The following is a 23,817-nucleotide window of genomic DNA, read 5'->3' as shown; positions in this document are numbered from 1 at the left end:
ACAATCTTGTCAGTAGCCCGGATGCGGGCGCTGCGGCGGCGGACCGCCGGCGGGCCCCGCCGGATACGGCGCGGGCGGCCGGGGGGCGTTCAGCACGTTCTGGTACGGCCCGGCGCCGTAGTCGTTCGGCGGAAGGAACCGCGGCCGGCCGGGCTGGGGAGCGCTGAACGGCGGCGGAGCGGGCGGCCCCTGCCGCGGCGGGCCGTACGGCGCGGGCCCCGCCATCGCCATCGCCGGGACGGGCACGGGGGCGGGGCCCCAGGCGGGAAGGCCCAACCGGCGCATCCGGCGCGCCCGGCGCTCGGCGAGCCGCAGCTCCTCGCGGTGGCGGCGCTCGGCGAGGACGGCCGACAGCAGGATCTCGGGCCGAACCCCCGGCGGCGGTGGCGGGCTCACCACCACGACGACCTGCGAGGCGATCCGCTGCCCCAGCGAGTCGCGGACTTCCGGCAGCAGCTCCCAGAACCGCGACAGGTACTGCCGGGCCGTCATCGCCAGCTCGTCCGACAGCATGGACAGCTCCAGGTTCCGCGCCCACCAGGCGAGCTGCGGCGGCATCACCGCGACGGGACCCAGCAGCGCGGACGCGGGCACCCGCTCCTGGATGACGATCGTCCCGGCGAACAGGTCGCCGAGCCGCTTGCCGCGCCGGTTGCAGAACGACGTGATCAGCGCGGGCGAGCCGTAGAACATCCAGAACTCGACGAACCCGGCGAGCGCCCGCACCAGCGCCTGCCGGAACCGGACCGGCCCGCCGTCGTCGCCGACGACGCGGAGCCCGACGGCCATCTTGCCCAGCGTCCGCCCCCGCGACAGCGTCTCGAAAGCGCAGGGATACCCGACGATCACCGCCACGACGGCGAGGAGCGTCAGCCCGACCGTCCAGGCGTCGTCGGCCACCAGCGAGGTCATCGCCGTGACGTAGACGACGATGTTCAGCAGCACCATCTGGAAGAGCAGGTCGAGGAGGATGGCGCAGGCCCGGCTGGCCAGTCGCGCGACCCGGATGTCGAGCGCGACGGCCTCGCCGGTGACGAGATCGGCCATGTCCTGTCCCTCCAACGCGGGCGGATTGACCATTGTGCCGGTTCGGCGGGCCGAGGCGTTAGTCTCGCCGGGTGGACGTCGACGCCTACGTGGCCGCGCACAACGCCGAATGGCTGCGCCTCGAACGGCTCATCAACCGCAGCCGCAGGCTGACCGGCGCGGAAGCCGACGAACTGGTCGACCTCTACCAGCGCACGGCGACGCACCTGTCGGTCGTCCGCTCCAGCTCGCCCGACCCGCAGCTCGTGGGGCGGCTGTCGTCGCTGGTGGCGCGCGGCAGGGCCGCGGTGGGCGGCGCGCAGGCGCCGCTCTGGCGCGACGTCACCCGCTTCGCGACCGTGTCGTTCCCGGCGGCCGCGTACCGGATGCGGTGGTGGTGGCTCGGCAGTGCCGTTCTCGGCAACCTGTTGTCGCTCGCCCTGGCGATCTGGGTCGTGCACAGCCCCGACGTACAGGCGACCATCGGGACGCCGGACGAGATCCGCGAACTCGTCGAGCACGACTTCGCGAACTACTACACCGAGCACTCCGCGTCCTCGTTCGCGTTCCAGGTGTGGGTCAACAACGCCTGGGTGTCGGCGACCGCGCTCATCTTCGGGATCCTGCTCGGCATCCCGACCGTCTACGTCCTGCTGCTGAACCAGGTCAACCTCGGGATCAGCGGCGGCCTGATGTTCGCCTACGGCAAGGGCGGGGTGTTCTTCGGCCTGATCCTCCCGCACGGCCTGCTGGAGCTGACCGCCGTCTACCTCGCCTGCGCCGGGGGCCTCAAGCTCGGCTGGACGATCATCGACCCGGGCCCGCGCCGCCGCGGCCAGGCCCTCGCCGAGGAGGGCCGCGCCGCCGTCAGCATCGCCCTCGGCCTCATCGCGGTGCTGCTCGTGTCCGGCCTCATCGAGGGCTTCGTGACCGGCTGGGTCCACATCACCTGGCTGCGCATCACCATCGGCGTCATCGCCGAGGCCGCCTTCCTCGCCTACGTGATCGTCCTGGGCCGCCGCGCCGTCCGCCAGGGCGAAACCGGCGACTCCGACCTCCACCCGGATCTCGCGCCGGTGTCCGGTTGATATTGCGCTTCTCTCCTCCTTCGGGCCTGAAGGCCCTCCATCGTCGAGAAACGCGGGCGATCGCTGGCATCGCTCCGACTCGCCTTGCGGCTCGCTGCGCGATCAGGTTCTCGCTTCGCTTGAACCTGCCTTCGGACGCGATCGCAACCATTGAGGTTGTTGCGTGGTTGCGCTGGGGGCTCTGTCTCGAACCTGCCTTTGGACGCGATCGCAGCCGTGGGGTTGCTGCGTGCGTGCGGTGGGCTCTACAGCCTTCCTGCGGCTTTCAGGGCCAGGTAGGCGTCGGCCAGGGCGGGGGCTATGGCCGACGGTGGGGCGTCCACCACTTCTACGCCGTGGCCTCGTAGTTCGGCCGTCAGGCGGCGGCGTTCGGCTCGGGCGCGCTCGGCGGCGGCGGCGTCGTAGACGGACGCGAGGTCGCCGCGGCCCTCCGCCATCTCCGCGACCCGCGGATCCGAGACCGCGGCGATCATGACGAGGTGCCGGGCGGTGAGGCGCGGCAGCAGGGGCAGCAGCCCCTCCTCGATCGCGGCGGTGTTCAGATCGGTGAGCAGCACGACGAGGCACCGCTGCCGGACGCGCGCCATCAGCGTCGACACCATCCCGGCGGCGTCGCATTCGAGCAGCTCGGGGTCCAGCGGCGCGAGGGCGTGCACCATCGCGGGCAGCAGGTCGGTGCGGGAGGCGCCCTCCACGCGGGCGCGGACGCGGCGGTCGTAGGCGAGCAGGTCGACGCGGTCGCCGGCGCGGGAAGCCAGGGCGCCGAGCAGGAGCGCCGCGTCCATCGAGCAGTCGAGCCGGGGGATGTCGCCGACGCGGCCCGCGGACGTGCGGCCGGTGTCGAGGACGAGGTAGATGCGGCGGTCGCGTTCGGGGCGCCAGGTCCGCACGACCACGTCGCCGCGCCGCGCCGTGGCGCGCCAGTCGATGGACCGGACGTCGTCGCCGTCCACGTACTCGCGCAGGGAGTCGAACTCGGTGCCCTGCCCGCGGATCAGCGCGACGTGCGCGCCCGTGAGCTCTCGCAGCCGGGCGAGCTTGGCGGGCAGGTGGCGGCGGGACGGGAACGCGGGCAGCGCCCGGACGCTCCAGGGCGCGGGACGCGAGAGCTGCCGCGCGGCCAGTCCGAGCGGCCCCACGGAGCGGACGACGACGGTGACGGCCTTCCGGTCGCCGCGGCGGGTCGGCGTCAACGTCATCTCGACGCGGCGCCGTTCCCCGGCGGGTACGTCCACCCTCACCATGCGGGGCGTGGCGCCCGCGCTGGGCGGCCACACGTCCCGGAGCCGGGCCTTGAGGCGCCGCCGGCCGAGGTTCTCCACGATCAGCGACACCTGGGCCGTCTCGCCGAGGCGCACGTTGGTGTCGCCGGCGCGGTGGAAGCGCAGGGCCCGCACGTTCCCCGCCAGGGCGAGGTCGGCGGCGACGCCGAGCAGCAGGGCGCCCCACACCGCGAAGAGCGTCCACCAGCTCGGCGCGAACAGCGGGACGATCGCGCCGAGGAGGGCCAGCAGCCCGAGACGCCCGGTCAGCGCCATCAGCGCGGGGCGGGGACGTGGGCGAGGATGCCCTCCAGCACGCCGTCGGCGGTCGCGCCCTCCAGTTCCGCCTCGGGACGCAGCTGGACGCGGTGCCGCAGGGTGGGCCTGGCCAGCGCCTTCACGTCGTCCGGCGTGACGTAGTCGCGGCCCGACAGCCACGCCCAGGCGCGGGACGTGGCCAGCAGCGCCGTCGCGCCGCGCGGCGACACACCGAGCTGGAGGGACGGGGACTGCCGGGTGGCCCTGCACAGGTCCACCACGTAGGCGGCGACCTTGGCGTCGAGGTGCACGGTCCTGACGGAGGCCTGCCCGGCGGCCAGCTCGGCCGCTCCGGCGACCGGCTTCACCTCGGACAGGTCGCGGGGGTCGAACCCGGAGGCGTGCCGCTGGAGCATGGAGATCTCCTCGTCCCGTGTGGGGACGGGCACCGTCAGCTTGACCAGGAACCGGTCGAGCTGGGCCTCGGGCAGGGGATAGGTCCCCTCGTACTCGATCGGGTTCTGCGTGGCGCACACCACGAACGGGTCGGGCAGAGGACGCGCGGTGCCCTCCACCGAGACCTGGCGTTCCTCCATGGCCTCCAGGAGGGAGGCCTGCGTCTTGGGAGGCGTCCGGTTGATCTCGTCGGCGAGCAGGAGGTTGGTGAAGACCGGACCCTCGCGGAACTCGAACTCCGCCGTCCGGTTGTCGTACACCAGCGAGCCGGTCACGTCGCCCGGCATCAGGTCGGGGGTGAACTGGACACGCTTGAAGTCCAGGTCGAGGGCCCGCGACAGCGTCTTGATCAGCAGCGTCTTGGCCGTGCCGGGGACGCCCTCCAGCAGCACGTGGCCGCGGCAGAGCAGGGCGATCACCAGCCCGGTCACCACGGAGTCCTGGCCGACGACCGTCTTGGCGACCTCACCGCGCAGGGCCGCGAGCGCCGCGCGGGCCGTCTCGGCCTGGCGCCGGGCTTCCTCGGAGATCATGCCCGGCCCCGCGCCGCCGGGGGCGCCGCCGGGCACGTCGTCCTTCCCGAGCTCTACAGGGGGGTTCAAGACTGGCGTACCTGCCTTTCCAGGTCGTCGAGGACGTCGGTGAGGGCGATCAGCCCGGCGTCGTCCAGGGGTTCAGGACCGTACAGGGCCGCTCCGACGTACGTCTCGTCGTACGCCGTGCGGCGGGCGACCGCCACGACGATCTCCTGTGCGGCGGAGGGGTCCTGCGCGCTGCTGCGGGGGAGTCCGAGGAGTGGCACGAGCCGTTCGCGGGCGCCGGAGCGCAGCGCGTCGGAGGCCCGGTCGCGGGCGCGCCCGGCGCGGTACAGGCGGGCGAGGCCCTCGACCGTCTCGGCGGACCGGACGACCACGGGCAGCGCCTCCGCCACGACCGGGCCGAGGCGGCGGGCCCGCCACAGGGCCACCAGCAGCACCGCGACGAGCAGCTGGAGGACGAGCAGCTTCACGCCGAACGGCAGCAGATCGCCGAGCGACCGCTGCCCCGCGCCGGAGCCCGTCTCGGGCAGGTCAGGGGCGAGCCAGACCGCCGACGTGCCCGCACCGGCCAGGTTCATGCCGAGGGCCGCGTTGCCCTCCTCGGTGAGCCGCCGGTTCGTCAGCGGCGCCGTCGAGCCCAGCACCGTCACGGTGTGCGCCCCGGTGCTGACCTGGACGAGTCTCGCGTCGCCGTAGTCGGTCCGGTAGCAGGCCGTGCCGGCGCCCGCGACCTCGTAGGTCTCGGACTCGTGGAAGTCGACCGGCCCCGCGAGCGACGCCACGGGCAGGTTGCAGCGCGGTCCTGCGATCTCCTCGAACGACGGGCCCCGCCTGCGCACCTGCGGGGCGAACGCCTCCAGCGCGAACGACGTGGGCCGGACGAGCAGCACATCCGCCGGGACGCCGCTCAGCCGGGCGAGGTCCTCCTCGGTGAGCCGCTCCGTGCGGGTCACCACCAGGACCGTGCCCGGCCCGGCCGCGCCGAGGGCGTCGCGGGTGTTCCGGGCCACCGTCACCGGCGTGCCGTGCTGCCGGAGGATCTCCACGAGCGCCCGGCTGCCGTCCTGCTTCGGCGACTCCGGGTCGAGCGCCTCGGCCGACGCGGAGGGGCGCAGCGCGGCCAGCACCACCGCGACCACGATCATCGCCAGGACCGCCGCGACGACGCCGCGCGCCGACCGCCAGCGGCGCCCCGCGACCTGCCGGGCGGACGCCTCCGGGGCGGGCCGCGCGTCGCGCGGAGGGGAGGCCGTCACCATCGCGGCCCCCCGTCGTCGCCGGTTCCGGCCAGGGTGAGGTCGTCGGACTCCAGCGGCTTCGGCCGCGCCGCGCGCAGCCGCTCGTCCAGTTCCTTCATCCGCGCGTATCCCTCGGGTGTGCCCGGCCGGTCCCCGTACCAGACGTCGTCGAAGATCCGCACCCCCGCGGCCAGCTCGCCGGCCAGCTCCGGCACCGCCTCGCCCGCCTCGGCCGCCAGCTCGTCGGCGGTCCGGCCCGGCCGCGCCGACAGCACCGCGCGCTCCTCGAGGTCGCGGGCGATGGCGCGCAGCCGCTCCCGGATCGCCTCGGCCCACCGCCCGGCCTCCGCGTGCAGCTCCGCCGCCTCCCGGTGGTCGAGCGCCGTGGACGGTGCGTCCTCCAGCAGCGGGTCCTTGCGGGAGCGCGGGTTCCGGCGTCCCCACATCAGCCACACCACCAGCGCGACCGCGACCAGCACGACGGCGACGACGATGGCGATGGACGTCCACCCGCCGCCGCTGCCCTGCGACTCCGGGGCGGGCGCCTTGTCGAACAGGTGGCGCAGCCACTCGGCGAAGTCGTCCCAGGCCCGCTCCAGCCAGGACGGCTTGTCGCGCTGGTAGATCTGCTTCTCCAACTCGCGGCGGGCCATCTCGCGGGCCTCGTCGCGGCCGATCGGATCGAGAATCACGTGCCCGCCCCCGTCCACGGACGTGCCGGCGCCGGGCCGGCCTGCGCCGGGCCCGTCCGCCACAGGCCGATGAACCCCTCGTCCTGCTCGCCGGCGCCCTGCTCTCCGGCGGTTCCCCGCTCCCCGGCGGCGACGGCCGCGGCCGAACGCCCCCGGGTGCGCAGGTCCAGGTCGAAGCCCTCGCGGCGCATGCGCCGGTCCATGTAGAGCAATGCGATCACACCCGCGTCGAACGGCATCACCACGGACCAGCTCACGATCCGGCCCACGGTGTCCACGGCGAGCGCGCCCATCGTCGCCCCGCTGCCGGAGGAGTCGTCAAAGAAGATCAACTGTGCGAACAGGAACGGGATCCGCAAGGCGAAGAAGCCCATGAACACGGTCACGAGCAGGGCCAGAAGGAGGGTCCCGCACGTCCGGAACCAGCGCCCCTTGGAAAGGGTCATCGCGCGGCGCAGCGCGCCGCCGACGGTCTGCCGCTCCAGGACGACCGCGGGAACCGCCTGGACGAACAGGATGTACAGCCACACCATCAGCCCGATGCCGAGGGGGAAACCGAAGAGCCCCGCGAGCACCGCGAACGCCGGGCGCTCCCCGGCGGCGATCAGGAGGAGGAACGGGACGAGCGGCAGGACCAGCGCGCCCAGCGAGACGCCCATGACGGCCGACGCCGTGGCGACCAGCCGTCCGAGCCGCGGCCGGGCGTCCCGCCACGCCTGCCTCGGCGCGATCGGCAGTCCCAGCAGCTCGCGCCCCAGGATCGGCGCCACCAGCCCCGCCAGCAGCAGGATCCCGAACGCCGACAGCACCAGCCCCAGCAGCGACAGGGTCAGCTGGGCGCCCAGCGACTCCATCAGCAGGTCGGGGGTGACCTCGTCGCGGGCCTCGTCGCCGACGAAGAAGTACGCGGCGACCGAGCTCGTCACCTGGATCACCGTGCTGACCGCCACCGACAGGCCCAGCGTGGCGCGCGGCCTGCGCCGGATGCCGGCGATGGCGCCGTCCAGCATCTCCGAGATCGACAGGGGACGGAACGGGACGCCCCGCGCCACATCGGTGGCGCCGGCGTCGTCGTCCCAGCCGTCCGGTCCCGGCATCCCGTCTCCCTGCGCTCTTCGGCGGGTCGGCGGCGCGTCCGATCTGGCCCGATCCGGGCCGGTACGCGGCCGCCGGTCAGGTCATCCTGTCACGGGCGCGGCGTAGATCTTGCGCTGGTTTCGGGAGTCGCGCCTACGATGGCGAGTCGCCCGGACGATGCGGAGGAGCGCCGTACGACGCAAACGCGGGTAACCTTGCACGCCAAGGCATAACTCTCCCTGGCGAGGTGGCGCCGGAGCATCGCGCCCCACTCCACCGAACCCCGACTTGTGACGATGAGGGCCATGAGAGGACGTGTACTGGTCGTCGACGACGATCTCGCGCTCGCCGAGATGCTCGGCATCGTGCTGAGGGGCGAGGGCTTCGAGCCGTCGTTCGTCCACGACGGCGACAAGGCGCTGGAGGCGTTCCGGGAGACCCGGCCCGACCTCGTGCTGCTCGACCTGATGCTGCCGGGGGCCGACGGCATCGACGTGTGCCGGCAGATCCGTGCCGAGTCCGGCGTGCCGATCGTCATGCTGACCGCCAAGAGCGACACGGTGGACGTCGTCCTCGGCCTGGAGTCGGGCGCCGACGACTACATCGTCAAGCCGTTCAAGCCCAAGGAGCTGGTGGCGCGCGTGCGCGCCCGCCTGCGCCGCACCGACGAGCCGGCGCCCGAGACCCTGCAGATCGGCGACATCACCATCGACGTCGCCGGCCACTCGGTCAAGCGCGGCGACCGGCACATCCCGCTCACGCCGCTGGAGTTCGACCTGCTGGTCGCCCTCGCCCGCAAGCCCCGCCAGGTGTTCACCCGCGAGGTGCTGCTGGAGCAGGTCTGGGGCTACCGGCACGCCGCCGACACCCGGCTGGTGAACGTGCACGTCCAGCGGCTCCGCGCCAAGATCGAGAAAGATCCGGAACGGCCCGAGATCGTCGTCACCGTGCGCGGAGTCGGCTACAAGGCCGGTCCGGCCTGAGGCCCGTCCCGCCGTCCGCCGCGATCCCCGTGACACGCCGATGACCGACCAGCGCCCTTCCGGACCGCCGCGCCGCCTCGCGGACCTCCCATGAACGTCGACATGAGGAGGGCGAAGCGGTTCGTCCGGCGCGGGCTGGGCGCGGTCCGCCGCGTCGTCCAGGGCGCCGCGGGCGCCGGCTACCTGCGCTGGCGCCGGTCGATCCAGGTCCGCGTCGTCACGTCCACCCTGTTCATCTCGGCGATCGTGGTGGCGATCCTGGGCGCGTTCCTCATGCAGCAGGTGTCGTCCGCGCTGATGGACGGCAAGGTCAAGGCGGCCCGTCTCCAACTGGACGACGGCCTGGCGCAGGTCCAGCGCGACCTGGGCAACTCCACCGGCGACGGCAGCAGGCTGAACTCGACGATCGACCGGCTCAAGGCCCGCAGCGGGCCCTCCGGGCTCTACGAGGTCTACATCCGCGACACCACCGAGCAGTACTTCGACGGGTACACCACCAACGAACTGCGCCAGGAGAGCGTCCCCAAGCGGCTCCGCGAGGAGCTGAAGAACGCGCCCGCCGGGTCCCGCGCCTACACCTACGGCAGGCTCTCCTACATCGGAGATCGCGCGGACGAGCGCGGCCTCATCGTCGGCGGCAAGACCGGCCAGTTCGAGCTGTACTACCTCTTCCCGCTGACGCAGGAGCAGCAGACCCTCACCAACGTCAGCCGCTCCCTGGCCGGAGTGGGCATCGTCCTGGTGCTGCTGCTGGCCGCGATCGCCTCCCTGGTCACGCGGCAGGTCGTCATTCCGGTGCGGCTCGCGGCCCAGGGCGCGCAGAGACTCGCCGCCGGACGCCTCGAAGAGCGCATGCGGGTCCGGGGCGAGGACGACCTGGCCCGGCTCGCCCGCTCCTTCAACGACATGGCGGCCAACCTCCAGGAGAAGATCGGCGAGTTGGAGGACCTGTCGCAGGTGCAGCGCCAGTTCGTCTCCGACGTCTCCCACGAGCTGCGCACGCCCCTGACCACCATCAGGATCGCCGCGGACATGCTCTACGAGAACCGCGACGGCTTCGCCGACCCGTCCGTCGGGCGGTCCGCGGAGCTGCTGCAGAGCCAGCTGGAGCGGTTCGAGTCGCTCCTGGCCGACCTGCTGGAGATCAGCCGCCACGACGCGGGCGCGGCGACGCTCGACGCCGAGTCCCTCGACATGCGCGACCTCGTGCTGCGGGTCGTCGGCGACATCCAGGGCCTCGCCGAGCGCAAGGGCAGCAAGGTCATCCTGCAGCTGCCGGGCGAGCCCTGCCTGGCCGAGGTCGACCGCCGCCGCGTCGAGCGCATCCTGCGCAACCTCCTCGTCAACGCCGTCGAGCACGGCGACGGCGAGGACATCGTCGTCTCCGTGGGCGCCGACCGCGACGCCGTCGCCGTCTCCGTCCGCGACCACGGAGTCGGGCTGAAACCGGGGGAGGGACAGATGGTCTTCGACCGCTTCTGGCGCGCCGACCCGGCCCGGGCCCGCACCACCGGCGGCACCGGGCTCGGCCTGTCGATCTCCCGGGAGGACGCGCAACTGCACGGCGGCTGGCTCCAGGCGTGGGGAGAGCCCGGCGCGGGCTCCCAGTTCCGCCTCTCGCTGCCGCGCGTGGCCGGGGCCGAACTGCGGGGCTCGCCGCTGCCGCTCGTCCCGCCGGGGGCCGGTGACGCCCGCCCGCTGTTCGCGGAGCTGGAGGCGGGCGAATGAGCCCCTGCGCGGGAACCCGGCGGATCACGTGCCTGCTCGCCGTCGCCGTCCTGGTCCTCGGCGGCGCAGGCTGCGCGAACGTGCCGAGCGGCGGGCAGGTCGTCTCCGGCAAGCCCGCCGAGCGCGCCGAGCGCGTCGACGACCCCTACGTCCGGCTGATCCCGGTGAAGCCGCGCCCCGAGTGGGGCCCCGCCCAGATCGTCTCGGGCTTCCTCTCCGCGTCCGCGAGCTTCGACGACGGACACAAGGTCGCCAAGCAGTACCTGTCCGGCCAGACGTCCTGGAACCCCGGCCTGCGGCCGTTCGTGACCGTGCTGGCGAGCCGCATCACCGACCCGCACGTGATCAAGTCGTCCGGGAACCAGGCGACCGTCCGCATCACCGGCGAGGAGCTCGGCACGATCACCGCCGACGGCCAGTACACCGCCTCCCCGAAGGCGCTCGACGCCACGTTCCAGCTCTCCAAGACCCCGCAGGGCGTCTGGCGCATCGCCGGCCTCCCCGGTGACGACAAGGCCGGCCTGCTGCTCACCAAGGACGACGTCGAGCGCGCCATGCGCACCGTCAACCTGTACTTCTTCGCGCCCGACCGGCGCACCCTCGTCCCGAACGGCGTGTTCCTGCCCGTGGTGAACCGGCAGACGCTGCCCACCCAGCTCGTCCAGGCCCTGCTGACCGGCCCGACCTCCTGGCTGAACGGCGCGGTCGACACCGCCTTCCCCGAGGGCACCCGGCTCCGCCGCAGCGTGCGGATCGACAAGGACGTCGCGACCGTCGACCTCACGGGCCAGGCCCGCGGCGGCGACGTCGAGCGCATGTCGGCGCAGCTCTCGTGGACGATGCGGCAGCTCTCGGAGATCAAGTCGTGGCGGCTGTCGATCGAGGGGAGGACCGTCGCGCCCGACGGCACGGACGCCACGCAGTCCGTGAACGGATGGGAGGGCAACTCGCCCGACGGCCAGGTGCCCGGCGCGGGCGTCCAGCAGAGCGCCTACGTCGTCGGCCCCTCCGGCTTCCTCGGCACCCTGGAGAGCGACCGCGCCCAGCCCGTCGTGACCGGCGCCGCCGGCCGGCTCACCCGTCCCGCCGTCGCCCCCGACCACCAGGAGTTCGCGGGCCTGAGCGCCGACGAGAGCCAGGTCCTGGTCGCCGGCCCCGTCACCGGCCAGCCCGCGCCCCGCGTCCTGCTGACCGCGCGTCCCGGCGCCCACTTCACCGCGCCGACCTGGAGCCACGACGGCACCCTGTGGATCGTGGAGACGAAGAAGGACGAGTCCTCGCTCTGGGTGCGCAGGCGCGGCGGACCGCCCGTCCGCGCCGCCCACTGGGGCCTCGGCGGCCGCGAGGTCCTCGCCTTCCGCGTGGCCCGCGACGGCGTCCGCGCGGCCGTGATCGCCCGCGTGGACGGCCGCCCCCAGGTCCAGGTGGGACGCATAGTCCAGGCTTCCGGGGGCGCCCCGGACGTCGGCTCCTTCCTGCCCGTCAGCTCCGAGCTCCAGGACGCCGTCGACCTCGCCTGGCGCGACTACGGCACCCTCGCCGTCCTGGGCCGCGCCAAGCGCGACTCGCAGACCCTCCCGTTCCTGATGCCGATCAGCGGCAGCGCCATCACGTCCCTGGGCGTCGGATCCCTCGGCGAGCCCCGCACGATCGCCGCCGCCCCCGGCGCCCCGATCCTCATCGGCACCCGCTCGTCCGGCAAGGACCAGGTCTGCCGCCAGCGCTCCCCGAGCAACTCCTACAGCGCCTGGATCTGCCCCACCCCCGCCAAGGACCCCTCCTACCCGGGCTGACGCGCGGATCCGGGCGTACCGCGACACGCCGAAGCAGCGGTATCACCTTGCCCATTGCCCGCCGCCCTGTGATCACTGAGAGTTATCCACAGTTCCGGGAGTGCGGGGCGGTGGCCGGGCGCGCCCGGCATCGTCGAGGGCATGAGTGTTCTCGCCGATCTGATCGACCTGCTTCTTCCGCAACGCTGCGCCGGGTGCGGGCATCATCCGGGGCTGCTGTGCGACGCGTGCGCACGTCCCCTGAGGGCGGGCGCGCGGCCGGCGGGGCAGGCGCCCGCCGGGCTGCCCCCTCCGTGGACCGTGGCGGCCTATGAGGGGCCGCTCCGCACGATCCTGGCCTCCTACAAGGAGCGCGGACGCGCGGCGCTCGCCGTTCCGCTGGGGGAGGCCCTGGCCACGGCCGTCCACGCCGCCCTCCCGTCCGGCCCCGGCCCGCCGGTGGTGGTGTGGGTGCCGTCGGGGCGCAGGGCCGTGCGTCGGCGCGGCCACGACCCCCTGCGGGGGACGGTCGACGTCGCGGTCCGGCGGCTCCGCGCGGGCGGTGTTCCCGTGTCCGCGCTCGGCGCCCTGCGGCAGCGAGGGCGCGTGGCCGACCAGGCCGGGCTCTCGGCCAGGGAACGGGCCGCCAACCTCGCGGGGGCCATCGAGGTGCGCGCCGAGGTCGCCGGGCGCCGCGTCGTCCTGGTCGACGACGTGGTCACGACGGGCGCCTCCCTGGCCGAGGCCGCGCGAGCCCTGCGGGCGGCCGGCGCGGACGTGACCGGGGCGGCCACCATCGCCGCGACGCCCCGGCACCGGCTCTGGTGACGCCGTGTAGTGGAACTTGTCGGGCCTGTGGGGTGTAGGGGGACAGTGTGAAGTTAATCGAGTCACATAAGGACATGGGGCGGCAGGGATTTCGGAAACTCACCGAGGGGTGAGTCCCAGCTGACCTGGGCGGGCGGTAGGCCCGTGAGCGGCGTGCACACGGGGGTTTCGGGTCCATGACGGGGTCCCGGAGAGGCGGCGGAAGACCCCGCTGAGGCAGTCAACGATGACGGTCAGTGAGTTTTTCCTCGCCGCACCCCCCTGACATTCGTGGCGTAAGGGGTTAGCGTTCCTGACATGGCACCCGCCCGGGTCCGTGGTTGCGTTGGATCGCAGTGCCCGTCAGGGGCACGGCAGACGATCCGGCTAGCCGATGCCAGGCGCAGGCGAAACGGCCCACGTAAGGCGACTTCTCGTCGACCGATCACGGTGCGCCTTAGAGGTAAGTCCTGCCCCGTCGTGGGATCCGACATCCCCCGAAACGGGAGAAGGGCAGTAGTGGCGAAAGCGCCGCGAGCCCCTCAGCAGGCGGATGTGGGGACGAAGACCAGGTCGGCCGGGCGGGTGCGACCCACCGTCCTTTGGTACCCGTTCGGGGCTGTCAGGGGCCCCGGAACGGGCATGAACCGTAACCGGGAGAAGGGGGGTCCCACGTGAACATCACCGTGAGGGGCCGGCACACCGACGTCAACGACAGGTTCCGTCGGCACGTCGACAACAAACTCGCCAAGATCGAGCGGCTCGACCAGAAGGTCATCCGCGTGGACGTGGAGGTGTCAGAGGAACGCAATCCCCGCCTGGCCGACCAGCGCGAGCGAGTGGAGCTCACGATCCGCTCCCGCGGTCCGGTGATCCGCGCCGAGGCCGCCGCCGACGACCGCTACGGCGCCCTCGACCTGGCGCTGGACAAGCTGGAGTCACAGCTCCGCCGCGACGCGGAGCGGCGCAAGGGGCACGGCGCGAAGCACCACGGCGGCAAGGGCCGCGCCAAGCTCGCCACGATGGAGACGCTCCCCGAAACGCTCCCCGCAGTCGGGCCCGAGCCTGTCGAGCCGGCCGCACAGCCCGTGGAGGCCGAAGCCGAGACCGAGGTGGTCCCCCAGGAGGAGAACCTCGTCCCCATCCCCATGGACGGCGACGGCCCCCTCGTCGTCCGCGAGAAGTTCCACCAGGCCGAGCCGATGGGCATCGAGCAGGCCCTCTTCGAGATGGAGCTCGTCGGTCACGACTTCTTCCTCTACCGCGACAAGTCCACGGGGCACCCCTCGGTCGTCTACCGGAGGCGAGGCTGGGACTACGGAGTCATCAGACTTGTCGAAGAGTGATGCGGTACTCGCGTCACGTCACCGCCCGAACCATGTCATGATCTGAAAAGGCGCATCAGCCGATCCGCGACGCGGCGCGTCCCGGGAACCTCCCGGGGCGCGCGGCGGTTAACCGGGAGACACCCCGGTCTGAAATCCCCCGGGTTCGTCCCCGGACCCCGTAGGTTCCCGAGGACGACCCGTAGGAGAACGACCCTCCGCAGTTCCATATCGCTGAATAGTGAAGGGGGGAAGCGGCGTCTCCTTCACGCCGCGACTCTGGTGAGCGAGAAGCCCGAGACTCGCGACGCCGCGGCGGTACCCCGCCAGCCAGGCGCCGGCACCGCCCCCGCCGGCCGGGAGGCGGCAGCGCCGACCGGAGCGGCAGACCCCATCCGCGTGCTCATCGTCGACGACCACGCGCTGTTCCGCCGCGGCCTGGAGATGGTCCTCCAGGGCGAGGACGACATCGAGGTCATCGGCGAGGGCGGCGACGGGCAGCAGGCCGTGGAGATGGCCGGCGACCTGCTGCCGGACGTCGTCCTCATGGACATCCGGATGCCGCGCCGCAGCGGCATCGAGGCGTGCACCGCGATCAAGGACGCCGCGCCCAGCGCGAAGATCGTCATGCTGACCATCAGCGACGAGGAGGAGGACCTCTTCGAGGCGATCAAGGCCGGCGCCAGCGGCTACCTGCTCAAGGAGATCTCGATCGACGAGGTCCCGCAGGCCGTCCGCGCCGTGCACGGCGGCCAGTCGCTGATCAGCCCGTCGATGGCGTCCAAGCTCATCACCGAGTTCGCCTCGCTGTCCAAGCGCAGCGAGGAGCGCACGCAGCAGGTCCCCGCGCCCCGCCTCACCGAGCGCGAGATGGAAGTGCTGCGCCTCGTCGCACGCGGCCTCGGCAACCGCGAGATCGCGCGCGAGCTGTTCATCTCCGAGAACACGGTGAAGAACCACGTGCGCAACATCCTGGAGAAGCTCCAGCTCCACTCCCGGATGGAGGCCGTCGTCTACGCCGTCCGCGAAAAACTCCTAGAGATCACCTGACCCGAGACGACCACCCGGCCGTGCCTCCGCCCGCCCGTGCCTCCGCCCAAGGAGGCCGGGAAGCCCTCTGCGGGGCACGCTGGCCCCTGCCGCACGTGCCGGTGCGGTCGTTCGGCGGGTAGACGGGAACCGGGCCGTCTTGTGCGCCGCCTGGGTCGTGTACTGGCTTGGGGAGGGCGGGAAGCCCTCTGCGGGGCACGCTGGCGCCTGCCGTGCGTCCCGCTACGGTCGTTCGGCGGGTAGAGGGACCCGGCCTGGCTTGTGAGACCGCCTGGGAGGCCGGGTAGCACTGGCCCTGTTCGGCCTGCTGGTGCCTGTCGCGCGTCGGGGTGTGGGCGGGCGGCCGGGGGGCGGGGCGACCGGCAATCCGGGTTTGTCGGTGTTGTGTCGTAGCATCGCCGGCGTGGTGGAACTCAGCGCGGACGAGGCACGGCGGCTCCAGCTGCGCGCCCAGGGCTTCCTGGGGGCGCGTCCACAGGGGGGCGTGCCGGCGATGCTGGAGCGGCTCGGCGCCGTCCAGCTCGACACGATCTCTGTTCTGGCCCGGTCCCACGAGCTGGTGCCCTACGCCCGCCTCGGCCCGGTCGGGCGCGACAAGATCGAGGCCGCCTACTGGGGCGGGCGCCAGGCCGTCAGGCCCGCGACACGCCGCTCCGCGAAGCCCGGACCGGCCGCCGACGGCCCGGCTGCCGACGGGGCGGGCGCCAACGGCTCGCCCACCGGCGGGACGTTCGAGTACTGGGCCCACGCCGCGTCCATCCTGCCCATGGCCGACTGGCCGCTGTTCGCGTTCCGGCGCCGCGCCTACGTGCGCCGCGGATGGCGCTGGCACAAGGTGCCCGAAGGCGTCTGCGACGAGATCCGCGCCCGGCTCGGCGCCGACGGCCCCCTCACCACCAAGGAGCTCGGCGGCGCCAGGGCCGGCGCCGACTGGTGGGACTGGAGCGACCACAAGATCGGCATCGAGTGGCTGCTGGACATCGGCGAGGTCGTCTGCGTCGAGCGGGTCGGCTGGCGCCGCGTGTACGACCTCGCCGAACGCGCCGTCCCCGCCGATCTCCTCGCGCAAGACCTCGACGACGACGCCTGCCTGACCGCCCTCGTCGCCCGCGCCGGGCGGGCCCTCGGCGTGGCCACCCGCGGCGACCTCGCCGACTACTACCGGATCAAGCAGGACCAGGTCGACCGCGTGGTCGAGGCGGCAGGGCTCGTCCCCGTCGAGGTCGCCGGTTGGAACCGGCGCGCCTGGGCCGACCCCGGCGCGCTGGCCTCACCGCCCAAGGGCAGGCACGCCACCGCGCTGCTCTCGCCCTTCGACTCCCTCGTCTGGGACCGCGCCCGCGCCTCGCGCGTGTTCGGCTTCGACCACCGTCTGGAGGCGTACGTCCCGAAGGCCAAGCGCGTCCACGGGTACTTCGCGATGCCGCTCCTGGCCGGCGGGCGCATCATCGGACGCGTCGACCCCGCGCGGGAGGGGCGCACGCTCATCGCCCGCCAGGTGTCCATGGAACCGTGGGCGACCCGCACCGCCGCCCGCACGGAGACGTCGGCGACCGCCCTCGCCACCGCCCTGTGGCGCGCCGCGGCGTGGGTCGGCTGCGACGACGTCCGTATAGAGCGCACCACCTTGCCCGGTGTCCTCGTCAAAGCCGCCCTGGCTTCCGCGTCTCCCTCCTGATCCCCGCAGCCCATAGGGTGCTCAAGCCCTGCTCAGGGGGCAACACGGCGCGAGCGGGGGCGCCGGAAACCCAAGGAGCCGCCCGCCGGGGCCGGCGGGCTCCCGCAGCGGGCGAGGAGCGGCCGGGGGCCGAGGGGCGGCCGTCGGGGCTTCGGGCGGGGAGGTCAGCCGTGGGGGGACTGCTGGGTGTCGGTGGCCACGGGGGTGTCCAGGACCTCGCCGGCGTCGCCGCCGCGCCGCTTGTCGGACTGGGATCCGAACAGGGAGTAGTCGACGATCTCGGGGATGACTCGGGGCGCGTCCACGACGACGTCGGAGAACAGGTGGACGACCCAGCTGACGAGCATGCCGAGCACGACGATGCCGGCGCCGACCCAGAACATGACCCACATGGGGCCCAGGCAGAGCCCGACGCCGCCTACCACGAAACCGGCGAAGATGACGGTGACGGCGATCCACGAACTCGGCCGGCCGGCGTGCGAACCGTGCGACTCTTCCGACATAGCGCTCCCTCCTGAGGTGTGAGACATCTTCTCCGGGGCCCCGACAGTCAAACGGGGCGCTCTGTGGATTGCGCTCCGGAGTGACCTAGACCATTCTGGGTCTCGCCTACGATGGGCATCGTACGTGTGGTGTGCGCGCCGCCTGGAGCGGTGACCCACGATCTGCAAGGAGCCTTCGAGAGTGCCGCCAGTCATCGACAAGATCCTTCGTGCGGGCGAGGGAAAAACTCTGCGCAAGCTCAAGAAGCTCGCGGATCAGGTCAACTCGATCGAGGAGGACTTCCTCGAGATGAGCGACGCCGAGTTGCGCGAGCTGACCGACAAGTACCGGGAGCGACTCGCCGACGGCGAGTCGCTGGACGAGCTGCTGCCCGAGGCGTTCGCGACCGCACGCGAAGCCGCCAAGCGCGTGCTCGGCCAGCGGCACTACGACGTCCAGGTGATGGGCGGCGCGGCGCTGCACCTCGGCAACATCGCCGAGATGAAGACGGGTGAGGGCAAGACCCTGACCTGCGTGCTCCCCGCCTACCTCAACGCCCTCGCGGGCGACGGCGTCCACGTGGTCACGGTGAACGACTACCTGGCCAAGCGCGACGCCGAGTGGATGGGCCGCATCCACCAGTTCCTCGGCCTCGAGGTCGGCGTCATCCTCCCGCAGATGACCCCGGACGAGCGCCGGGCGGCCTACAACGCCGACATCACCTACGGGACGAACAACGAGTTCGGCTTCGACTACCTGCGCGACAACATGGCGTGGAGCCTGGAGGAGTGCGTCCAGCGCGGCCACAACTACGCGATCGTGGACGAGGTCGACTCGATCCTCATCGACGAGGCCCGCACCCCGCTGATCATCTCCGGCCCGGCCGAGCAGAACTCCAAGTGGTACTCGGAGTTCGCCAAGATCGTCCCGCGGCTGAAGCGCGCCGAGCTGATCAGCACCGCCGGGCAGGTCGACGAGTACGGGCCCGGCGACTACGAGGTGAACGAGAAGAAGCGCACGGTCGGCGTCACCGAGTCCGGCGTGGAGAAGGTCGAGGACTGGCTCGGCATCGACAACCTCTACGACTCGGTGAACACGCCGCTGGTGAGCTTCCTCAACAACGCCCTGAAGGCCAAGGAGCTCTACAAGCGAGACAAGGACTACGTCGTCATGAACGGCGAGGTCCTGATCGTGGACGAGTTCACCGGCCGCATCCTCCACGGCCGCCGCTACAACGAGGGCATGCACCAGGCCATCGAGGCCAAGGAGGGCGTGGCAATCAAGGACGAGAACCAGACGCTCGCCACGATCACCCTGCAGAACTTCTTCCGCCTCTACAACAAGCTCTCCGGCATGACCGGCACCGCCGACACCGAGGCGGCGGAGTTCAACAAGACCTACAAGATCGGCGTGGTGCCGATCCCGACGAACAAGCCGATGATCCGCCAGGACGTCGCGGACGTCGTCTACAAGACCGAGCAGGCCAAGTTCGAGGCCGTGGTGGACGACATCGCCGAGCGGCACGAGAAGGGCCAGCCGGTCCTGGTCGGCACGACCTCGGTCGAGAAGTCCGAGCGGCTGAGCAAGATGCTCAAGCGGCGCGGCATCCCGCACGCGGTGCTGAACGCCAAGCACCACGAGCAGGAGTCGACGATCGTCGCGGAGGCGGGCCGCAAGGGCGGCGTCACCGTCGCGACGAACATGGCGGGACGCGGCACCGACATCATGCTCGGCGGCAACCCCGACTTCCGCGCCGACCTGGCGCTGCACCAGCGCGGGCTGTCGCCGCTGGAGACGCCCGAGGAGTACGAGGCGGCCTGGCCCGAGGCGCTGGAGAAGGCCAAGGAGGACGTCAAGGGCGAGCACGAGGAGGTCGTCGACGTCGGCGGCCTGTACGTCCTGGCGACCGAGCGCCACGAGTCGCGGCGCATCGACAACCAGCTGCGCGGACGCTCCGGCCGGCAGGGCGACCCGGGCGAGTCCCGGTTCTACCTCTCGCTCGAGGACGACCTGATGCGGCTGTTCAACTCGGCCCGCGTCGAAGCGATCATGACCCGGCTGAACATCCCGGACGACGTGCCGATCGAGTCCAAGATCGTCAGCAACGCGATCAAGTCGGCGCAGAGCCAGGTCGAGCAGCAGAACTTCGAGATGCGCAAGAACGTCTTGAAGTACGACGAGGTGCTGAACCGGCAGCGCAAGGTCATCTACGCCGAGCGCCGCAAGGTGCTGGAGGGCGAGGACCTGCACGACCAGGTCCGCCGGATGATCGACGAGGTCGTCGCCGGCTACGTCGCGGGCGCCACCGGCGAGGGCTTCGCCGAAGAGTGGGACCTCGACAAGCTGTGGAAGGCGTTCAAGCAGCTCTACCCGATCTCGATCACGGTGGACGAGCTGGTCGAGGACGTCGGCGGCGACATCTCCGGCCTGGACGCCGAGACCCTCGCCGAGAAGATCCGCGAGGACGCCCTGGCGTCCTACGACAAGCGCGAGGAGGAGCTCGGCGCGGAGGTCATGCGCGAGCTGGAGCGCCGTGTCGTGCTGTCGGTGCTGGACCGCAAGTGGCGCGAGCACCTCTACGAGATGGACTACCTCCAGGAGGGCATCGGCCTGCGGGCCATGGCGCAGCGCGACCCGCTGGTGGAGTACCAGCGCGAGGGCTACGACATGTTCAACGCGATGCTCGACGGCATCAAGGAGGAGTCGGTCGGCTACCTCTACAACCTCGAGGTCGAGGTGGAGGAGCAGCCGGACGCCCCGGTCGTGGGCGCCGAACCGGTGTCGGTCGCCAAGTCCGCCCCCACGGTGGACATGGACAAGGCCGACGACGAGGAGGTCGAGGAGCCCGAGGAGGCCGAGGAGGCCGTCGCGATCAAGGCGAAGGGCCTCGACGAGCCGAATCGTCCGAAGAAGCTGGAGTACTCGGCCCCGACCGTCGACGGCGAGGGCGGCGTCGAGCGCCACAGCGAGGAGACCACGGACGAGTACGCGGGCGTCAACCGCAACGACCCGTGCCCCTGCGGTTCCGGCAAGAAGTTCAAGCGCTGCCACGGCGACCCGCGCAGCAAGGCCAAGTAGGGCGCCCGCCAGCACGAGCAGGACGCGCGGAAGCGGCCTCCCGGAGCCTCGGGAGGCCGCTTCCGCATGTCAGGGCGCGGTCGTCTCCAGCGCCGTGCAGCGCCACCGCCCCCGCGCGTGCTCCAGCCGCAGGGCCAGCGCGTGGACGCGTCCCGCCACGACCACCAGGGCGACCGCCTCGGCGACGTCGGGCGCCGGCCGCTGCGACCGGGTCGACAGCACCTTCGGCGGGACGACCCGCCCGCCGCGCGCCCTCGGGCCGAGCTGGGCGGCGATCTCCCGGCACACCCCCGGGACCGCCACGAGCGCCAGCTGGTGCGCCGGCCGCGTCCCCGCCAGGACCTCCACGGCGAGCCGGACGGACGCCTCCGCGACGGCCTGGACCTCCGCGTCCTCCCCGTCCGCCGGACGGACGAGCCGCAGCCCCGGCCCTCCGGGCACGGGCCCCGCCACGGGCCGCAACGCCAGCGTTCCGTGAACGGCGGGGGCCGGGCGGTACCGAACGAACCGAACTGCCCCGCTTCTGACCGGACGCACCATGAAACCTCCTGAATCGCTTTTTGAAACAGGAGTCACGAAGCTTGTGGAAAATACGTCCTGACCGCATACGGCCGCTCCCGTAACGGGAATGGGAAAGGCGGCGGGACGCGAAGTGCGTCCCGCCGCCTTCGGGAGCGAGTCCCGGGGTGCGGGGTCCCGGGACTCAGGGGAGGGCTCAGCCGGCCGGAGAGTCCTGCGGCTCGGCGGTGCCCTTGCGGTTCTTCTTCTTCGCGCCGCCGGCGAGCTCGGGGTCGGCGCCCGCGTCGACGGCCGTCGACTCCTCGTCCTCGGGTTCGCGGCCCGGGGTCGCGAAGTTGAACCTCGTGATCAGGAACTTGAAGATGAAGTAGTACAGGAAGAAGTACAGGACGCCCATCCCGAGGATGAGCCACAGCCCCTTGGTGTTGTCCTTCGAGGCGTTCAGCAGCAGGTCGATGCCGCCCGCGGAGAAGCCGAAGCCGAGCTGGGCGCCGGCCGCCTCCAGGACCGCCATCGAGATCCCGGTGAGGACGACGTGCACCCCGTACAGGACGGGCGCGACGAACATGAACGCGAACTCGATGGGCTCGGTGACGCCGGTGACGAACGCGGTGAGCGCGGCGGAGATCATGATGCCGCCGACCGCGGGACGGCGGTGCGGGGGAGCGGCGCGCCAGATGGCGAGGGCCGCGCCGGGCAGGCCGAACATCAGGACGGGGAAGAACCCGGCGAGGAAGCCGCCCGCGTGCGGGTCGCCGGCCAGGTACCGGTTGATCTCGCCGTGCACGGTGCCGTCCGGGCCGTTGTAGGAGCCGAACACGAACCAGATCAGCGAGTTCGGGATGTGGTGCAGGCCGAACGGCAGCAGCAGGCGGTTGATGACGCCGTAGATGCCGGCGCCGGCCGCGCCCGCGCCGGTGATCCAGTTGCCGAAGTCGGTCAGCCAGCTGCCGAACACCGGCCAGATGAAGCCGATCAGGACGCCGAGCACCAGGGCGGCGAGCGCCGTGATGATCGGTACGAACCGCCGGCCGCCGAAGAACGCCAGGTAGGTGGGCAGCTTCACCCGGTAGAAGCGCTGGTAGAGCAGTGCGGCGACGACGCCGATGAGGATGCCGCCGAGGACGTCGGTGGGGTTCTTGGCCCCGAAGTCGATGACCTCCTTGGGCGCCCCGTCCACCACCTTGGTGATCAGCACGTTGCCCTTGAGCTCGTCGCTGTGCGAGAACATGATCTTGGAGACCTGGTCGAACACCAGGTACCCGACCACGGCGGCGAGCGCGGTGGAGCCGTCGGACTTGCGGGCGAACCCGATCGCCACGCCGACCGCGAACAGCAGCGGCAGGTAGCTGAACAGGGCCTGGCCGGCGCCGCCGACGACCTCGGCGACGCGGTTCCAGCCGAGGCCGTCCTCGCCGAGCATGTCGGGCTGGCCGAACCGGAGCAGCAGCGCGGCGGCGGGCAGCACGGCGATCGGCAGCATCAGGCTGCGGCCGATCCGCTGCAGCACCGCGAGGGCGCTCGACCCTCGGCGCGGCGCGGAGTCCACTGTTGTCGCAGTCATCGCGAGGTTCCTCCTCAGGGGTTTCAGGAGTGCGGCGGGGGATTTCCGAGGGCCGTGTGGATCTGGTACCTGTCAGCCCTGTAGGTCGACACGCCCAGCTCGGCGCACACTCCTCCGGTGTAGGAGCGCCGTTGCAGGAGCAGCACGGCACTGCCCCGGGCGATCTGCAGGTGCCTGGCGTCGGCTGCGTCGGCCAGGCTGGCGTCGATGGTCTGGTCGCCCGCGTCGAAGACGAGCCCGTAGACCGCCTCCAGTACGCCGTAGAGGGAGCGGTCGGCGAGCCTGCGATCGAGCAGGTCAGGAGCGAGCGAGGCCAGGATATGCGCGCGTTCGAGTGCCATGGGCTCGCCGTCGGCGGTGCGCAGCCGCTCGATGACGTGGATCTGGGTACCCGGCTCGACGTCGAAGATGCGGGCGAGGCGCGCGTCGGCCGGGACCGTGCGCCGGTCCAGGTCGAGGGCGCCGGGCCGCAGGCCCCGGGCCAGCATGTCCTCGGTGAACGAGACGAGCCGCAGCGGCATCTCGATCTTGGGCCGGGCGACGAAGGTGCCCTTGCCGGGGACGCGGTAGAGCCGCCCCTCGGACACCAGCTGGTCGACGCCCTGCCGGACGGTCATGCGGGACAGCCGGTACCGGACGCACAGCTCGCGCTCCGAGGGGATCGGGGCGTCGACGGGCAGTTCCGCGCTCTCGATGAGGTCGAGCAGGATGGCGCGGAGCTGGAAGTACTTCGGTACCGGACTGTGCGGGTCGATGGTCGTCACGGGGGTGTCCTCGATGGCCGGTGGCCGGATCGATGGGATTCGCCGGGTTTCGACGGATGGGTGGGCTGGTCGGTTGTTCGACGGTATTCGATTCGGCTGGTACTGGTCTAGGCCGGACTAGACCACAGCACCGAAAGGCATGTCAATGCACGAATCCGTAACGGCCCGATCACGTGCCGGCGACGTCAAGATCGACGAAGTCGCAGGTCAGGCCAGGGGGTCGGACGGTGCCTCCGGTTCTGCGCCCGAGCGTCATGACCGTTTCCGGCTCCCGTTCCTCACGCCTCGGCGGCCGGAACTCCTGCGGCGGTCCGGAGCCGGACGAAGTTTCGCCCCGCATCTTCATCTCCCTCCGATTCGTGGAGTATGGTGCGTACTGGTCTAGTCCGGACTAGACCAGTTGGTATCCGGAGGAACCCATCCGCGATCA

At 72.0% G+C, this 23,817-nt stretch carries 19 protein-coding genes; 9 read left to right on the top strand and 10 right to left on the bottom strand.

Features of this window, described 5'->3' with window-relative positions; translation table 11 throughout:
- Positions 1 to 9: 9 nt before the first annotated feature.
- Positions 10 to 1,047: an RDD family protein gene (locus tag BJ999_RS36435; protein WP_179837458.1), complete on the bottom strand. Its 1,038-nt coding sequence runs from the start codon at positions 1,045 to 1,047 to the stop codon at positions 10 to 12.
- A 71-nt stretch (positions 1,048 to 1,118) separates the two neighbouring features.
- Between BJ999_RS36435 and BJ999_RS36430 the strand changes: the two genes are divergently transcribed.
- Positions 1,119 to 2,114: a stage II sporulation protein M gene (locus BJ999_RS36430; RefSeq protein ID WP_179837457.1), complete on the top strand. Its 996-nt coding sequence runs from the start codon at positions 1,119 to 1,121 to the stop codon at positions 2,112 to 2,114.
- Positions 2,115 to 2,359: 245 nt separating this feature from the next.
- Here the strand turns inward: BJ999_RS36430 and BJ999_RS36425 are convergent, their stop codons facing one another.
- From BJ999_RS36425 to BJ999_RS36405, 5 genes are all read right to left on the bottom strand, one after another.
- Positions 2,360 to 3,652, bottom strand: a complete 1,293-nt coding sequence (locus BJ999_RS36425) for a DUF58 domain-containing protein (protein ID WP_179837456.1) — start codon at positions 3,650 to 3,652, stop codon at positions 2,360 to 2,362.
- Positions 3,652 to 4,623 carry an AAA family ATPase gene (locus tag BJ999_RS36420; RefSeq protein WP_179839053.1) on the bottom strand — a complete coding sequence of 324 codons (972 nt, stop codon included), beginning with the start codon at positions 4,621 to 4,623 and terminating at the stop codon, positions 3,652 to 3,654. The genes BJ999_RS36425 and BJ999_RS36420 overlap by 1 nt, the downstream gene beginning before the upstream one ends.
- 65 nt (positions 4,624 to 4,688) lie before the next feature.
- Positions 4,689 to 5,888 (bottom strand): DUF4350 domain-containing protein, encoded by a 1,200-nt coding sequence (locus BJ999_RS36415; protein ID WP_179837455.1) that lies wholly within the window; start codon positions 5,886 to 5,888, stop codon positions 4,689 to 4,691.
- Positions 5,882 to 6,559 (bottom strand): DUF4129 domain-containing protein, encoded by a 678-nt coding sequence (locus BJ999_RS36410; RefSeq protein WP_229810002.1) that lies wholly within the window; start codon positions 6,557 to 6,559, stop codon positions 5,882 to 5,884. The genes BJ999_RS36415 and BJ999_RS36410 overlap by 7 nt, the downstream gene beginning before the upstream one ends.
- Positions 6,556 to 7,656: a hypothetical protein gene (locus BJ999_RS36405; protein WP_179837454.1), complete on the bottom strand. Its 1,101-nt coding sequence runs from the start codon at positions 7,654 to 7,656 to the stop codon at positions 6,556 to 6,558. Before BJ999_RS36405 ends, BJ999_RS36410 begins: the two co-directional genes overlap by 4 nt.
- Before the next feature lie 285 nt (positions 7,657 to 7,941).
- On the opposite strand from BJ999_RS36405, the gene mtrA reads away from it, so the two are divergent.
- From mtrA to BJ999_RS36370, 7 genes are all read left to right on the top strand, one after another.
- Positions 7,942 to 8,619, top strand: coding sequence for an MtrAB system response regulator MtrA (gene mtrA, locus BJ999_RS36400; RefSeq protein ID WP_021598338.1), 678 nt, complete (start codon positions 7,942 to 7,944; stop codon positions 8,617 to 8,619).
- A 90-nt stretch (positions 8,620 to 8,709) separates the two neighbouring features.
- The gene (mtrB, locus tag BJ999_RS36395; RefSeq protein WP_229810001.1) at positions 8,710 to 10,347 is read left to right on the top strand and encodes an MtrAB system histidine kinase MtrB; all 1,638 of its coding nucleotides are present in this window, start codon (positions 8,710 to 8,712) and stop codon (positions 10,345 to 10,347) included.
- Positions 10,344 to 12,140, top strand: a complete 1,797-nt coding sequence (locus tag BJ999_RS36390; protein ID WP_179837453.1) for an LpqB family beta-propeller domain-containing protein — start codon at positions 10,344 to 10,346, stop codon at positions 12,138 to 12,140. Before mtrB ends, BJ999_RS36390 begins: the two co-directional genes overlap by 4 nt.
- 141 nt (positions 12,141 to 12,281) lie before the next feature.
- Positions 12,282 to 12,947, top strand: coding sequence for a ComF family protein (locus BJ999_RS36385; protein WP_179837452.1), 666 nt, complete (start codon positions 12,282 to 12,284; stop codon positions 12,945 to 12,947).
- Positions 12,948 to 13,600: 653 nt separating this feature from the next.
- A complete protein-coding gene (hpf, locus tag BJ999_RS36380; RefSeq protein ID WP_179837451.1) occupies positions 13,601 to 14,272 on the top strand; it encodes a ribosome hibernation-promoting factor, HPF/YfiA family in 672 nt (223 codons plus the stop codon).
- A gap of 261 nt (positions 14,273 to 14,533) precedes the next feature.
- Entirely contained in the window at positions 14,534 to 15,301 is a 768-nt protein-coding gene (locus BJ999_RS36375; protein WP_179837450.1) for a response regulator, read from the top strand.
- Positions 15,302 to 15,704: 403 nt separating this feature from the next.
- A complete protein-coding gene (locus BJ999_RS36370; protein WP_308427173.1) occupies positions 15,705 to 16,979 on the top strand; it encodes a winged helix-turn-helix domain-containing protein in 1,275 nt (424 codons plus the stop codon).
- A 164-nt stretch (positions 16,980 to 17,143) separates the two neighbouring features.
- On the opposite strand, the gene BJ999_RS36365 is transcribed toward BJ999_RS36370, so the two are convergent.
- Positions 17,144 to 17,482 carry an HGxxPAAW family protein gene (locus BJ999_RS36365; protein ID WP_179837449.1) on the bottom strand — a complete coding sequence of 113 codons (339 nt, stop codon included), beginning with the start codon at positions 17,480 to 17,482 and terminating at the stop codon, positions 17,144 to 17,146.
- Positions 17,483 to 17,663: 181 nt separating this feature from the next.
- On the opposite strand from BJ999_RS36365, the gene secA reads away from it, so the two are divergent.
- Complete coding sequence (secA, locus tag BJ999_RS36360) at positions 17,664 to 20,540, top strand: preprotein translocase subunit SecA (RefSeq protein WP_179837448.1); 2,877 nt, start codon at positions 17,664 to 17,666, stop codon at positions 20,538 to 20,540.
- A gap of 69 nt (positions 20,541 to 20,609) precedes the next feature.
- Here secA and BJ999_RS36355 read toward each other — a convergent pair whose 3' ends face one another.
- The 3 genes from BJ999_RS36355 to BJ999_RS36345 form a co-directional block, all read right to left on the bottom strand.
- Positions 20,610 to 20,981: an Rv3235 family protein gene (locus tag BJ999_RS36355; RefSeq protein WP_179837447.1), complete on the bottom strand. Its 372-nt coding sequence runs from the start codon at positions 20,979 to 20,981 to the stop codon at positions 20,610 to 20,612.
- Positions 20,982 to 21,255: 274 nt separating this feature from the next.
- Positions 21,256 to 22,623 carry a PTS transporter subunit EIIC gene (locus BJ999_RS36350; RefSeq protein ID WP_179837446.1) on the bottom strand — a complete coding sequence of 456 codons (1,368 nt, stop codon included), beginning with the start codon at positions 22,621 to 22,623 and terminating at the stop codon, positions 21,256 to 21,258.
- A gap of 23 nt (positions 22,624 to 22,646) precedes the next feature.
- The gene (locus tag BJ999_RS36345) at positions 22,647 to 23,387 is read right to left on the bottom strand and encodes a GntR family transcriptional regulator (protein WP_179837445.1); all 741 of its coding nucleotides are present in this window, start codon (positions 23,385 to 23,387) and stop codon (positions 22,647 to 22,649) included.
- Positions 23,388 to 23,817 lie beyond the last annotated feature (430 nt).

This window comes from Actinomadura citrea, from assembly GCF_013409045.1.
Lineage (GTDB): Bacteria > Actinomycetota > Actinomycetes > Streptosporangiales > Streptosporangiaceae > Spirillospora > Spirillospora citrea.
The sequence above is the reverse complement of the archived record's forward strand: the minus strand, read 5'-3'. Positions and strand labels throughout refer to the sequence as shown.